At 63.7% G+C, this 13,081-nt stretch carries 13 protein-coding genes; 10 read left to right on the top strand and 3 right to left on the bottom strand.

Annotation, left to right across the window (positions count from 1 at the left end; all coding sequences use genetic code 11):
• Positions 1-88 precede the first annotated feature (88 nt).
• From HV744_RS01155 to HV744_RS01120, 8 genes are all read left to right on the top strand, one after another.
• A complete protein-coding gene (locus HV744_RS01155; RefSeq protein ID WP_175147729.1) occupies positions 89-403 on the top strand; it encodes a hypothetical protein in 315 nt (104 codons plus the stop codon).
• A gap of 229 nt (positions 404-632) precedes the next feature.
• On the top strand, positions 633-1,400 hold the full coding sequence (locus HV744_RS01150) for a bestrophin-like domain (protein WP_175147728.1): 768 nt from the start codon (positions 633-635) through the stop codon (positions 1,398-1,400).
• 266 nt (positions 1,401-1,666) lie between these two features.
• Positions 1,667-3,070: a GH1 family beta-glucosidase gene (locus HV744_RS01145; RefSeq protein WP_175147727.1), complete on the top strand. Its 1,404-nt coding sequence runs from the start codon at positions 1,667-1,669 to the stop codon at positions 3,068-3,070.
• Between the two features lie 104 nt (positions 3,071-3,174).
• A complete protein-coding gene (locus HV744_RS01140) occupies positions 3,175-4,398 on the top strand; it encodes an ABC transporter substrate-binding protein (protein ID WP_175147726.1) in 1,224 nt (407 codons plus the stop codon).
• 9 nt (positions 4,399-4,407) lie between these two features.
• Entirely contained in the window at positions 4,408-5,364 is a 957-nt protein-coding gene (locus HV744_RS01135) for a carbohydrate ABC transporter permease (protein ID WP_175147725.1), read from the top strand.
• Positions 5,361-6,278, top strand: a complete 918-nt coding sequence (locus tag HV744_RS01130) for a carbohydrate ABC transporter permease (RefSeq protein ID WP_175147724.1) — start codon at positions 5,361-5,363, stop codon at positions 6,276-6,278. The genes HV744_RS01135 and HV744_RS01130 overlap by 4 nt, the downstream gene beginning before the upstream one ends.
• Positions 6,279-6,288: 10 nt before the next feature.
• Positions 6,289-7,455 (top strand): ABC transporter ATP-binding protein, encoded by a 1,167-nt coding sequence (locus HV744_RS01125; RefSeq protein WP_175147723.1) that lies wholly within the window; start codon positions 6,289-6,291, stop codon positions 7,453-7,455.
• Between the two features lie 48 nt (positions 7,456-7,503).
• Positions 7,504-8,559, top strand: a complete 1,056-nt coding sequence (locus tag HV744_RS01120; protein WP_175147722.1) for a LacI family DNA-binding transcriptional regulator — start codon at positions 7,504-7,506, stop codon at positions 8,557-8,559.
• A 97-nt stretch (positions 8,560-8,656) separates the two neighbouring features.
• Here the strand turns inward: HV744_RS01120 and HV744_RS01115 are convergent, their stop codons facing one another.
• Positions 8,657-9,514 (bottom strand): PA4780 family RIO1-like protein kinase, encoded by an 858-nt coding sequence (locus HV744_RS01115; protein ID WP_175147721.1) that lies wholly within the window; start codon positions 9,512-9,514, stop codon positions 8,657-8,659.
• Between the two features lie 544 nt (positions 9,515-10,058).
• Between HV744_RS01115 and HV744_RS01110 the strand changes: the two genes are divergently transcribed.
• Positions 10,059-11,357 carry a SulP family inorganic anion transporter gene (locus HV744_RS01110; protein WP_246278891.1) on the top strand — a complete coding sequence of 433 codons (1,299 nt, stop codon included), beginning with the start codon at positions 10,059-10,061 and terminating at the stop codon, positions 11,355-11,357.
• Here HV744_RS01110 and HV744_RS01105 read toward each other — a convergent pair.
• Complete coding sequence (locus tag HV744_RS01105; RefSeq protein WP_175147720.1) at positions 11,246-12,136, bottom strand: LysR family transcriptional regulator; 891 nt, start codon at positions 12,134-12,136, stop codon at positions 11,246-11,248. The two genes, HV744_RS01110 and HV744_RS01105, sit on opposite strands and share 112 nt — an antisense overlap.
• Positions 12,137-12,287: 151 nt before the next feature.
• Here HV744_RS01105 and HV744_RS01100 point away from each other — a divergent pair, with 151 nt between their 5' ends.
• Positions 12,288-12,722: a VOC family protein gene (locus HV744_RS01100; RefSeq protein ID WP_175147719.1), complete on the top strand. Its 435-nt coding sequence runs from the start codon at positions 12,288-12,290 to the stop codon at positions 12,720-12,722.
• 3 nt (positions 12,723-12,725) lie between these two features.
• Here HV744_RS01100 and HV744_RS01095 read toward each other — a convergent pair whose 3' ends face one another.
• Complete coding sequence (locus HV744_RS01095) at positions 12,726-13,061, bottom strand: hypothetical protein (protein WP_175147718.1); 336 nt, start codon at positions 13,059-13,061, stop codon at positions 12,726-12,728.
• Positions 13,062-13,081: the final 20 nt, after the last annotated feature.

The following is a 13,081-nucleotide window of genomic DNA, read 5'->3' as shown; positions in this document are numbered from 1 at the left end:
CAACTACTGGCAAGGCGGTGCTGGCAGCACCGCCTTGCCAGGAACAAAAGGGGCTGCATGCGTTGGTCCGGGGCAACGACTATTTCACATGGATGATGACTGCCCCTCGATGACCCTCGGCGCGGCCGCACCGGTGTTTGCCCCGTTCTCTTTCGGCGCGACCGACGCACCAACGATCCCATGGCGCGCCAGCGATTCGGCCACGAATCCGCAAGACTTCATTTCTTCGACGAACGCCAGTTCGGCGCGCTCGCGCGTAGCGATGGCGCTGGTCCATCAGGGCGACGTGCAACTGAAGCTGGGTGCGCTGTCCGACGCGCGCGCCTACTACCGAAGCGCGGTGAGCCGTGGCGACGACTACCCGGACGACGTGATGCCCGGCCGCGCGGTGGCCGCCGCGTGAGCGTCTGGACGTGCGCACGCATGGCTCGATGACGGCGTGCGGTTTCGGCTTCAACGTAAGTGCCGACGGACGTTACTATCTGATGGCGGGGAGCGGGCGGTAGGGTGGCGGCATGAGCGCCGCGCGTCTATCCACACCGGGTCCGCGGCGCTTATCATGCAACGGTTGTGCACGCGTCGTCGTAATCAGAAAGCGGTTCCCGCCCATCGCTCCGAGAAAAACGCCCGCCATGCCAAACATCCTCAACTATCCGCCGCTTGTATTCATCGTGTCCTTTGTCACCATGTGGCTGTCGGCGCGCATCGGCGCGGCGCTGTTGCGGCGCCTCAGAAAAATCGAGGACGAGGCCCGCGACGACTTCAGCGTGATCCAGGCCGCGACGTTGACGCTGCTCGCGCTGATCATCGGCTTCACTTTTTCGATGGCGGTCGGCCGCTACGATCAACGAAAGAACTTCGAGGAAGAGGAGGCGAACGCGATCGGCACCGCCTACGTGCGCGCCGATCTGCTGCCCGCCGCCGAAGCGGCGGCGATCCGCACCTTGCTGCGAAGCTATCTCGACGAGCGCGTGCTGTTCTACACGACACGCAACCAGCAGGAGCTCGCGAAGGTCAATGCCGAGACCGCACGTCTGCAGCAGGAGCTGTGGTCCACCGTGAAGAACGCTGCCGTCGCGCAGCCGACGCCGGTCGTCGCGCTCGCCGTCGCCGCGATGAACGACGTGCTCAACACGCAGGGCTACACCCAGGCCGCGTGGTGGAACCGCATCCCTGACGCGGCGTGGATACTGATGACGCTGATTGCGATGTGTGCGAATCTGCTGGTCGGCTACGGCGCGCGCGCGTTGAAAGCGGGCGCGGGGCTGCTGCTGGTCGTGCCGCTGGTGGTGTCGCTGGCGTTCACGCTGATCGCCGATATCGACAGTCCGCGTGGCGGCGTGATCCGCGTGAAGCCATTCAACCTTCACGCGCTCGCGGATTCGCTGCGCCAGCACTGAGCGTCTGCCGAAGCTGAGGGTTCGTGCTGGCGGTTCGCTGCGTCGGGTGTAACGCCGGGCGTCCCGCCAACACCGTCCCAAATGCACCGCGCACCACACCGCCGCGCCTGCCAGTACCGCTCCAGACAAACCCTGATTGCTGCGATGAATCCGCCGCTGCTATCGTTCGCTGGTTCGTATGGAAGCGCTTCCACTCAAGTGTTTAACTCAGGTCGCGCAGCGTCTTCCACCCCACCCGGTTCAACGATCTCAGCGTAGGAGAAGCCGTGGCAAACGACACATCCGCAGTAGTCGACGCAATCTCCCCCCATTCGCTCGCCGATCCCTTCACGCCGCCGGCGGACTCGTCGCTGTGGCGCAAGAACTTCCTGCTCGGCGCCGCCACGGCTTCATATCAGATCGAAGGCGCGGTGCATGAAGACGGCCGCCTGCCGTCCATCTGGGACACCTTCTCGGCGACGCCCGGCAAGGTGCTGGCCGGCGACACCGGCGCGGTGGCCTGCGATCACTACCATCGCTGGGAAGCGGACGTCGACATGCTGGTGGGGCTCGGCCTCGAAGGCTATCGGCTGTCGATCGCCTGGCCGCGTGTGATGGACGCAGCGGGCGCGCCGAACCGCAAGGGCATCGACTTCTACAAGCGACTGCTTACGCGTCTGAAAGAGAAGGGCGTCACGACCTTCGCCACGCTGTATCACTGGGACTTGCCGCAGCATCTGGAAGATCGCGGCGGCTGGCTCAACCGCGACACCGCTTACCGTTTCGCCGACTACGCGGACCTGATGAGCCGCGAGCTGACCGGCCTGGTCGACGCGTGGGCGACGCTCAACGAGCCGTGGTGCTCGGCGTATCTCGGCTACGGCAACGGCCACCACGCGCCGGGCCTCGCGAACGGCCGCTTCGCGACGCAAGCGATGCACCATCTGCTGCTCGCGCACGGTCTCGCGCTGCCGGTGCTGCGCGCGAACGACCCGCGTTCGCAAAAGGGCATCGTCGCCAACGTCGGCCGCGGCACGGCCAACAGCGACAGCGCCGCCGATCAGCGCGCGGCCGAGTTGTTCGAGGTTCAGCACAACGCATGGATTCTCGATCCGCTGCTCAAGGGCGAGTATCCGCAGGCGCTGTTCGAATTGTGGCCGGGCACCGAGCCGCTGGTGCTTGAAGGCGACATGAAGATCATTTCGGCGCCGCTGGACTTCCTCGGCATCAACTATTATTTCCGCACGAACGTCGCGAGCGACGGTGCGCACGGTTTGAAGGAAGTGCCGCTCGCAGGCGTCGAGCGCACGCAGATGGGCTGGGAAGTGCACCCCGACGGCTTGCGCGACCTGCTGACCGGTTTCAAGGATACCTATGCGAACCTGCCGCCGATCTACATCACCGAAAACGGCATGGCCTCGAACGACCAGGTGACCGACGGCCGCGTGGACGACAGCCAGCGCATCTCGTTCATCAAGCGCCATCTCGCCGCGGTCGACCAGGCGATCAAGGCAGGCGTGGAGATTCGCGGCTATTTCCTGTGGTCGCTGATGGACAACTTCGAGTGGGCGTTCGGTTACGAGCGGCGCTTCGGCATCTTCCACGTCGACTACACGACGCAGAAACGCACGCTCAAACGCAGTGGCGAACTGCTGGCCAAATTCCTGAAAGAGCGCAAAGCGCAGCAGTAGTAATAGCGATGCAATAAGGCTGCAAAAAACGGGTGGAGCTGATTTGTATGTCGACTTGCAACACGGGCACAAAGCCTGGAGGAGACGGAACGAACAGCAGAAAAATGGTCTTGCGAGGCGTGGTTGCGGCACTGGCGTTGTATGGCGTTGTCGCGCATGCGGAGCCCCTGAAGGCCAACGTGATTCACTGGTGGACATCGGGCGGCGAATCGGCCGCGATTCGCCAGTTTGCCGACGCGTATAACAAGGCCGGCGGCCAGTGGGTCGACAACGCGGTAGCGGGCGCCGATCAGGCCCGTTCCACGGCGATCAACCGGATCGTCGGCGGCGATCCACCCACGGCCGCGCAATTCAATACGTCCAGACAGTTTCACGACCTGATCGATCAGGGCCTGCTGAACAATGTCGACGATGTCGCCGCGAAGGAGAACTGGAGCGGCGTGTTCCCGCAATCGATTCTCGACAGCATCAAGGTGAAGGGGCATTACTATGCCGCGCCGGTCGACATCCATATGCCGGCCTGGTTCTTCTACTCGAAGCCGGTATTCCAGAAGGCCGGCATTACCGCCGAGCCGAACAGCTATGACGAGTTTATTGCCGATCTCGGCAAGCTGAAAGCCGCGGGCGTGATTCCGCTCGCGCTCGGCGGCCAGCCGTGGCAGGAGAAGATCACGTTCGACGCGGTGCTGGCCGACGTGGGCGGACCTGATTTGTATATGAAGGTGTACCGCGATCACGACATGAAGGCGGTGAATTCGGATGCGTTCAAGAAAGTCCTGGCGTCGTTCAAGCGTCTGCACGATTTCGTCGATCCGGGCTCGCCGGGCCGCAACTGGAACGACGCCACCGCGCTCGTGATTTCCGGCAAGGCGGGCGTGCAGATCATGGGCGACTGGGCCAAGGGTGAATTCTCGGCGGCCAACCAGAGCGCGGGCAAGGACTTCGGCTGCTTCCCCGGCTTCGGTCCGCGTTCGCCGTATCTGGTCGCGGGCGACGTGTTCGTGTTCCCGAAGACCGACAACGCCAGCGCGGTCAAGGCGCAGAATCTGCTTGCCACGGTGATGACCTCGCCGTCCGCGCAGGTCGCATTCAGCGCGAAGAAAGGCTCGATTCCGATTCGTCCCGACGTGGACGCCGGCGTTCTCGATGTTTGCGCGAAGGAGGGCATCGCGATCATGAAGGACAAGTCGCGTCAGTTGCCGAATCCGGAAATGCTGCTCTCGCCTGACACGCAGGGCGCGCTGACCGACGTGGTGACGAACTTCTGGAACAAGAACCAGTCGGTCGACGATGCGCAGAAGGCGTTTGCCAGCGCATTGAAGAGCTAGGCGCCGGCGATGCACGCGCTCAAGCTGCCTGCCACCAGTTCCAGGCCGGGTCAGAAGTCCAGCAACAGGCCTGGCAACAAGCCGCTCAGGAAACGCGTTTCCATCGCGGTGTGGCTGGCGCTGCTACCGATGGTCCTGACCGTCGTGTTCGCGTATCTCGGCACGATGGTCTGGACCGCGCGTGTATCGCTGAGCAATTCGCGCACGTTTCCTTCCGGCGACTTCGCGGGCTTCACGCAATATGTGAAGCTCTTTCATAACGACCGCTGGTTGCTGTCGCTGCAAAACATCGTGATCTGCGGCGCGTGCTTCATCGTCGCGTGCATGGTGATCGGGTTGCTGCTGGCGATTTTCGTCGATCAGCGCGTGGTCGCGGAAGGCGCGTTGCGCACCGTGTTTCTCTATCCGTACGCAATGTCGTTCGTCGCGACGGGGCTCGTCTGGCAATGGATTCTGAACCCGGAGCTCGGCGCGCAGGCCGTGCTGCACAAGCTCGGCTTCGTGCCCGCGCGCTTCGACTGGATCGTCGATCAGGACTGGGTGATCTACACCATCGTCATCGCGACGGTATGGCAGGCCTCGGGTCTGGTGATGGCATTGCTGCTCGCGGGCTTGCGCGGCATCGACGACGAACTGTGGAAAGCCGCGCGCATCGACGGCATTCCGCGCTGGCGCGTGTATGCGAGCATCGTCGTGCCGATGCTCGGGCCGTCGATCTCCACCGCGTTCGTGCTGCTGTTCGTGATGGTCGTGAAGCTCTACGACGCCGTGGTCGCGATGACCCAGGGCGGTCCCGGCACCGCCAGCGAAGTGCCGGCCAAATTCATCATGGACTATCTGTTTGGGCGCGCGAATATCGGCCTCGCGTCGGCAGCGTCGATCGTGCTGCTGGCGACGGTGCTGGCGATTCTCGCGCCGTTCTTCTACGCCCGTAGCCACGCGGCCTTGCGAAAGGAGGTGTGGTGAACACGCTCAGTTCGCCGCTGAAAAGCGGCACGCCGAGCCGCGCGCACCGGCGGCGGCGCCGCACGGGGTTCACGCCGGCGCGCCTGGGCGTCTACGCGTTCCTGCTGACGGCGGCGCTGTTCTTCCTGCTGCCGTTGTATGTGATGCTCGTCACGTCGGTCAAGCCGATGGACGAGATCCGGCTCGGCAATCTGCTGGCGTTCCCCACCCATTTCACACTCGACGCATGGAGCGCCGCGTGGCAATCCGCGTGCACCGGGCTCGATTGCAATGGCATTCAGGTGGGCTTCTGGAACTCGGTGCGCATCGTCGTGCCGAGCACGATCCTGTCGATCGCGATCGGCGCGGTCAACGGCTACGCGCTGTCGTTCTGGCGGCCGCGCGGCGCCGGCCTGCTGTTCGGCGTGCTGCTGATGGGCGCGTTCATTCCGGTGCAGGTGATGGTCTATCCGCTCGTGCGGGTGCTGGCGAGCGTGCATCTGTTCAGTTCGCTGCCGGGCATCGTGGTGATTCACACGATCTTCGGCATGCCGGTGATGACGCTGCTGTTTCGCAACTACTACGTGTCGATTCCGCAGGACCTGTTCAAGGCGGCGCGCATCGACGGCGGCGGCTTCTGGCGTATCTTTCTACAACTGATGCTGCCGATGTCCACGCCGATCATCGTGGTCGCGGTCATCATGCAGGTGACGGGCATCTGGAACGACTTCATTCTCGGCCTCGTGTTCGCCGGCACCAAGAACCTGCCGATGACGGTGCAGTTGAACAACATCATCAATACGACGACCGGCGAGCGTCTCTATAACGTCAACATGGCGGCGACCATTCTGACTTCGATGGTGCCGCTCGCGGTCTACTTCATTTCGGGGCGCTGGTTTGTGCGGGGCATTGCGTCGGGCGCAGTCAAGGGGTAGGGCATTGGGCATGACAAACGCGGCTAATGTGGCAAATGCGCTGGCAAATGCGGCCGATGCGGCGGGCGTGTCCGAGATCGCGGACGCGGCGGGTCTCACGAATCCGGCCAACGTGGCCGTGCGCAATCTGACCATCCGCCTCGGCGCGAACACGGTGATCGAGAACCTCGATCTCGACGTGCGGGCCGGCGAGTTCGTCGTGCTGCTCGGAGCTTCGGGCTGCGGCAAATCCACGTTGCTGCACAGTATCGCCGGACTGATCGACGTCAGCGACGGCAGCATCGAGATCGCCGGCGAAGACATGACCTGGGCCGATCCGAAAGACCGCCGCATTGCGCTGGTGTTTCAGTCGTATGCGCTGTATCCGACCATGAGCGTCGAACGCAATCTGTCGTTCGCGTTGCGCATCAACGGCACGCCGAAGGCGGAGATCGCGCGGCGGGTGGCGCGGGCGTCCGAAATGCTGCAACTCGGACCGCTGCTCAAGCGCAAACCGGCGCAACTGTCGGGCGGGCAACGGCAGCGCGTGGCGATCGGCCGCGCGATCGTGCGTGAAGCCGACGTGTTCCTGTTCGACGAACCGCTGTCGAATCTCGACGCCAAGTTGCGCATCGAATTGCGCCGCGAACTCAAGCAACTGCATCAGCGTCTCGGCGCGACGATGATCTACGTGACGCACGATCAGGTCGAGGCGATGACACTCGCCACCCGCATGGCGGTGATGCGCGGCGGCGTGATCCAGCAGTTCGGCACGCCGGCCGAAGTCTATGCGCGGCCCGACAATCTGTTCGTCGCGACCTTCCTCGGCTCGCCCGCGATGAATCTGCTCAAGGGCACGCTCGAACAGCGCAACGGGGCGCTGCACTTTTGCACCGGGCACTGGCAGCTCGACGTGTCGGCCTACGCGTTCAAAAACGCGCCGGCGCAAGGGCAGCCGAGCGTGCTCGGCGTGCGGGCCGAAGACGTGCGGATCGGCGAGGGGCTCGCCGGGCATGCAAAAGTTTCGCTGGTGGAGCCGATGGGCAACCACCGCGTCATCTGGCTCGACTATCATGGCGGACAGGTCGCATCGATCGACCAGAGCAAGACGCCGGTAGCGCCAGGCGATACCGTGGCGTTCTCGTTCGACGCCGCGCATGTCTCGCTGTTCGACGAGGCGGGCGGCGCGCGCCTGTAGCGCCGCGCACGGCGTCGTTGGAATCAACATGGCTAGACGGAGAACCGCGTGGCTACACTCAAGGATGTCGCGGCACTGGCCGGCGTCGGCATGTCGACCGCATCGCGGGCCATTTCCGGTAAAGGACCGGTCTCAGCCGATGCCGCCGCCCGCGTGAAGGCGGCGATCGAGGCGCTGAACTTTCGCCCGTCGTCGATCGGCCGGGCCATGGCGACGCAGTCGCTCGGCATGGTCGGCATTTTCGTGCCGACGTTCTTCGGTTCCTACTACGGCACGATTCTCAAGCAGACCGATGCCGAACTGCGCGCGGTCCACCGTCACGTGGTGGTGGCGACCGGCTGCGGGGAAGTCTCGCCGCGCGAGCAGGCCATCGAGGCGGTGAACTTTCTGATCGGCCGCGATTGCGACGGCGTGGTGGTGATCAGCCACGATCTGCACGACGAAGACCTGATCATGCTGCATCGCATGCATCCGAAGATGGTGTTCCTCAACCGGGCGTTCGAGCAATTGCCGGAGGCGTCGTTTTGCGCCGATCATCGGCGCGGCGGCGAACTGGCGGCGCGCACGCTGCTCGATCATGGGCACCGGGACATCGCGGTGATTTCCGGGCCGTTCACCGCGTCGGACAACCAGATCCGGCTCGAAGGCTTCTTTGCCGAACTGGCGCGCGAAGGGATTGCGCGCGACGACGTCACGCTGATCGAATCGGACTTCTCGCCGGAGGGCGGTTACACCGCCGCGCAGAAGCTGCTCGATTCGAAGCGGCGCGTGACGGGCCTCTTTTGCGCGAACGACACGATGGCGGTGAGCGCGCTCGCGCGGCTGCACCAGGCGGGCATTGCGGTGCCGGACGAAATGTCGGTGATCGGTTACGACGACGACTACTCGGCCGCATACACGGCGCCGGGGCTGACTTCGGTGCATATCCCCACTGCGGAGCTGACGCAGAACGCGGTGCGTTGGCTTGTCAACCAGTGCTACCGGACCACGTGGGAGATCTTCCGCGAATTTCCGGTGAGCGTGACGATGCGGGAGTCGGTGGGGCCGGCGCCGGGGGCGGTGGCGGCTTCGGTGACGGCGGCCCGATTGGAGAGCGCTTCGTAGCCCCTTTTCTTTGCCTCGTCAGGGCCGCCCGTGCGCCGCTCACGTGCGGCCCAGATGCGCTCTGATGTGCGGCCTTTTGTGCAGCCCTTTGTGCGGCTCACGTGCCGCTGCGCAGCGACAGTTCGTAGCGCAGCCGCGCCTCTTCATCGAGCCGCGTATCTTCGAGTTCCTGTAGCACGGCTTCCAGATCGATCGGCGTGGTGTCCTGTTCGACATGGCCGGTCAATTTCGCATCGACATGCAATGCGCCCGCTTCGTACAGCGCCCAGATTTCCTTGCCGTAACTGGCGTTGAGCAACTGCGGCGCGAAGCGGCCGAAATACGCGGCGAGGTTGTCGACGTCGCGCTCGAGCATCGCGGGCGCTTCGAGATTGCCGGCGGCATCCACCGCTTGCGGCAGATCGATGATTACCGGGCCGTCGGCGGCGAGCAGGATGTTGTACTCGGACAGGTCACCGTGAATCATGCCGGCGCACAGCATCCGCACCACCTCGTTGAGCAGCAGCGCGTGCAATTCGAGCGCGCGTTCTTCGGTCAGGTGCACGTCGTTCAGACGCGGCGCGACGTTGCCATCGGCGTCCGTCACCAGCTCCATCAGCAACACGCCGTCGGTGCAGATGAAGGGCTGCGGCACGCGCACGCCCGCGTTCGCGAGTTGGAACAGCGCGTCGACTTCGGCGTTCTGCCAGGCCTGTTCCTGCACTTCGCGGCCGTAGCGGCTGCCTTTTTCCATCGCGCGCTGTTGACGGCTGTTCTTGACCTTGCGGCCTTCCCGATACGACGCCGCCTGGCGGAAACTGCGCTGCTTTGCATCCTTGTAGACCTTCGCGCAACGCGTGGAGTCGCCGCTGCGCACCACGTAGACGGTGGCTTCCTTGCCGCTCATCAACTGCGCGATGACCTCGTCGATCAGGCCTTCCTCGACCAGCGGGAGCAGACGTTTCGGTGTTTTCATGCGACCGCCGGCGAGAGGAGGGCGGTGCGGCGGCTATCGGCAGCCGCTTGCGAGGGCGTGGGGAGCGGGATTCGGATCATGCCGGATTATAAGGGAGACTGACGATGAGGCCAGGCGATGGCGTGTGTGTTCTCGCGCACTCGGCTTCGCCCATTTGCAAGAAATTGTTGTAATTCCTGGCAACAGAGCTTTGCGGTTTTCTCCCATTCAATTCACATACAAATCGCTTAAACTTAGTGGTAGCAATATGTTACGGGGTGTGTGATGTTGGCCGTCTTCCTGGTCGCCTGTCCAATTTGCATCGTCGCGCTGTTCGGTTTCGCGCGGCATGTGGATCCGCAAACGGGTCACTTCAAGCGTTAGTTGGATTCCCACGTCGGTGAAGGCGGCAGCCTTGGCCTCACAGGCCGTACTGCCGGGATGATTTCCGCTTCCGGCTGTCTGTTTCCAGCTGTTTTTCCAGCCGATCGTTCACCAAGTCTTGCCTTTGCGTGCCGGGTCGCGGCACGATGCGCGATTACCTGAGTTTGGGGCAGCACCGCGTATGCGAGATTTTCTGGCGGATATCACGGCACGCATCGGCGTGCTGAAGGGTGTTCTTCCTTTGAGCCGTGCCGCGGCGGCGCGCGATGCGCTGGCCGGCGTGCAGCTTGCGTCGATGGATATTCCGCAGGTGCTCGGCTACGCGCGCATTGCCGGCATGCCCGCCGTTACCGGGCTTTACACCGTCTTTCTGCCGCTTGTCGCGTTTGCGTTTTTCGGCGCCTCGCGGCACCTGGTCGTCGCCGCCGATTCCGCCACGGCGACGATCTTCGCGAGCCGGCTCTCGACGATGGCGCCGGCGTCGAGCGCCGAATATGCGTCGCTCGCCGCGATGGTCGCGTTGTTCACTGCCGCGTTGCTGTTCATTGCGCGGATTTTCAAACTGGGCTTTCTTGCCGACTTCCTGTCGCGCACCGTGCTGGTCGGCTTTCTCGCCGGCGTCGGCGTGCAGGTCGGCATCGCGATGCTGGGCGATATGTTCGGGGTGCCCGGACACGCCGCGCGCAGCATCGATCAACTGATGCTCGTGGTGCACGAGTCGGCGCGGATCAATCCGCCGACGCTCGCCATTTCGCTGTTGGTGGTCGTCGCGATTCTGGCGTGCAAGCGCTTCTTGCCGCGCGTGCCGATGCCGCTGATCGCCGTCGTGGCGGTCGTGGTGCTGCTGTTTTTCAGCCGCTATCTGCAGTATCTGCCGCACTGCGTTCTTGCCGGCATCGTGTTTACGATCGCGATCGGCCTGATCAATCTGAAGGCGCTGTTTGCGATTCGCCGCGAAAGTCCCGGCGAATTCGCGCTGGCCGTGTTCACTGCGGCAGCGGTGGTGCTGATCGGCGTCGAGCACGGCATTCTGGTGGCGGTGGCGTTATCGCTGCTGCGTCACGTGCGGCACAGTTACCGGCCGCACACGATGATTCTCGTCCCCGGCGACGACGGCGTGTGGGTGCCGGTGCCCGCCGTGCCCGGTATACAGACTGCGCCGGGGCTGATCGTCTATCGCTTCGGCGCCGATCTGTTCTACGCGAACGACCACTTTTTCGTCGACGATAGCCGCCGCCTGATCGACCAGGCGCCGAGCGGACACAATCATGTGTTCATTGGGCGATGCAGGTGGCGATTCGAGCGGAAGTTCGCCCAGCCACTCGCGCGCGGCAACTCAACCGGCAACTCGCCCAGCGACTCACGCTTCTACTCCCCGGCCACTCGCGCCCCCGCTGCCGCACCGACACAATCGGCCAGCACGTCCGCCACCGCTTGCCGGCTATGCCGTGGACGCTGCACCAGACCGATCTCGCGCTGAAACGTCGCGTCGCCGAGTTCGAGCGCGGCGACACTGGCGGGCCACTTGCCGAGCCCCGCGGTGTTCGGAATCAGCGCCACGCCGATGCCGCGCGCGACCAGCTGCACGATCGCCTGCAATTCATCCAGCTCGATCACGTCGTGCACGTTCAGGCGCGAGCGCCGCAGAAAACGGTCGACCAGCCGGCCGCCGAACGACGTGCGGTCGTAGCGGATGAACGGCTCGCTCCTGAGCAGTTCGCGCCACGAGTGCTGGCCGCGCGCGAGCTTCTTCGGCACGAGCAGCACGAACGGCTCAGTGACGAGCGTGCGCCACTCGAGTTCGGACGGCAGCGCGAACGGCGGCTTGATGATGACGGCCAGATCGAGCTCGCCGGAATCCACTTGCCCCAGCAGACCCAACGACACACCGGGCACCACGCGAATCCGCCAGCCGGGCCGGTCGTCGCGAAAGCGGGCGAGCGCGTCGGCGAGAAACGACACTTGCGCGGACGCAATCGCGCCCACCCGCAGCATGCCGCTCTCCGCCGCGCCCGCGCCGCGTTCGGAGAGCCGCGCGTAGAGCGTCATCATTTCCTCGGCGAGCGCGAGGGTCTCGCGGCCCGCGTCGTTGAGCGTCGCGGAGCGGCCGGTGCGGTCGAACAGCGCGAAGCCGAGCTCCTCTTCGAGCCGCTGCATCTGCGCGCTCACCGCGGATTGAGTCAGGCCGATGCGCGCGCCCGCGCCGGAAAACGTGCCGTACTGGCTGACGGCGATAAAGGTCTTGAGCTCGCTGAGCATTCTCGATTGATCGAAATTGGTGATGGTGAGGTCAAATATATATCGTTTTTCACCATTTTTAGTCATGGTTAAACTTGGCCTCACGCGTGCGGCCTGTGCGCCGCGACGCCGATCGCATCAACCCCACTTCCAGTCAGCGAGTCTCCCCATCATGAGCGTTGCCGAAAACGTTTTGCCGCCGTTCCATCTGGCGTTTCCTGTTCATAGCCTCGCCGCCGCCCGCGAGTTTTACGGCGAACTGCTGGGCTGCCCCGAAGGTCGCAGCTCGGACGCGTGGGTCGATTTCAACTTCTACGGCCATCAGATCGTCGCGCACCTCGCGCCGGACGAGATCGGCCACCGGCAGACCAGCAAGGTCGACGGCGATGCGGTGCCGGTTCGTCACTTCGGCGCGGTGCTGTCGATGGAGCAATGGCAGGCCGCCGCCGACAAGCTGAGCCAGGCCGGCATCGAATTCATCATCGAGCCGCATGTGCGTTTCAAGGGCGAAGTCGGCGAGCAGGCGACGATGTTCTTCCTCGATCCGTCGGGCAATGCCCTGGAGTTCAAGGCGTTTGCCGATATGTCGTCGTTGTTCGCCAAGTAGGCTTCAGAACGCAAACGGTGTTTCGTAAAGCAAAGACCGGTCGACCCTCGAGGTCGACCGGTCTTTTTCATGTAATGCGTCGCGTGAAGTATTTGCTTTGCGCAAATCAATCTGAAAGCATGCTTCACAATATTTCTGGCCGCCACCGCAAGCCAAGCCACGCAAGTCTACGTGCTTTAAACAGCACCTATCTTTGTTCAGCAAACGTTTGCTTATCCCCAAGTCTTCACGCGCATGAAACAGCCCCGCTGCTTTCAATAACCTTCCTGACAATTCCGCCATTTTCGCGCCATGCAGGCGTTGGTGCCACCGATCTAGCATAAACGCTGATTCACCCATCTCCCTTACCTGCATTCTCT

The sequence above is a fragment of the Paraburkholderia ultramafica genome (assembly GCF_902859915.1).
GTDB classification, from domain to species: domain Bacteria; phylum Pseudomonadota; class Gammaproteobacteria; order Burkholderiales; family Burkholderiaceae; genus Paraburkholderia; species Paraburkholderia ultramafica.
The sequence above is the reverse complement of the archived record's forward strand: the minus strand, read 5'-3'. Positions and strand labels throughout refer to the sequence as shown.

Excerpts from the sequence above, each read along its gene's own strand:
- HV744_RS01110 (WP_246278891.1), top strand. The coding sequence starts at position 10,059 with ATGCGAGATTTTCTGGCGGATATCACGGCACGCATCGGCGTGCTGAAG.
- HV744_RS01155 (WP_175147729.1), top strand. The coding sequence starts at position 89 with ATGGATGATGACTGCCCCTCGATGACCCTCGGCGCGGCCGCACCGGTG.
- HV744_RS01115 (WP_175147721.1), bottom strand. The coding sequence starts at position 9,514 with ATGAAAACACCGAAACGTCTGCTCCCGCTGGTCGAGGAAGGCCTGATC.
- HV744_RS01140 (WP_175147726.1), top strand. The coding sequence starts at position 3,175 with ATGGTCTTGCGAGGCGTGGTTGCGGCACTGGCGTTGTATGGCGTTGTC.
- HV744_RS01125 (WP_175147723.1), top strand. The coding sequence starts at position 6,289 with ATGACAAACGCGGCTAATGTGGCAAATGCGCTGGCAAATGCGGCCGAT.
- HV744_RS01095 (WP_175147718.1), bottom strand. The coding sequence starts at position 13,061 with ATGGGTGAATCAGCGTTTATGCTAGATCGGTGGCACCAACGCCTGCAT.
- HV744_RS01100 (WP_175147719.1), top strand. The coding sequence starts at position 12,288 with ATGAGCGTTGCCGAAAACGTTTTGCCGCCGTTCCATCTGGCGTTTCCT.
- HV744_RS01105 (WP_175147720.1), bottom strand. The coding sequence starts at position 12,136 with ATGCTCAGCGAGCTCAAGACCTTTATCGCCGTCAGCCAGTACGGCACG.
- HV744_RS01150 (WP_175147728.1), top strand. The coding sequence starts at position 633 with ATGCCAAACATCCTCAACTATCCGCCGCTTGTATTCATCGTGTCCTTT.
- HV744_RS01135 (WP_175147725.1), top strand. The coding sequence starts at position 4,408 with ATGCACGCGCTCAAGCTGCCTGCCACCAGTTCCAGGCCGGGTCAGAAG.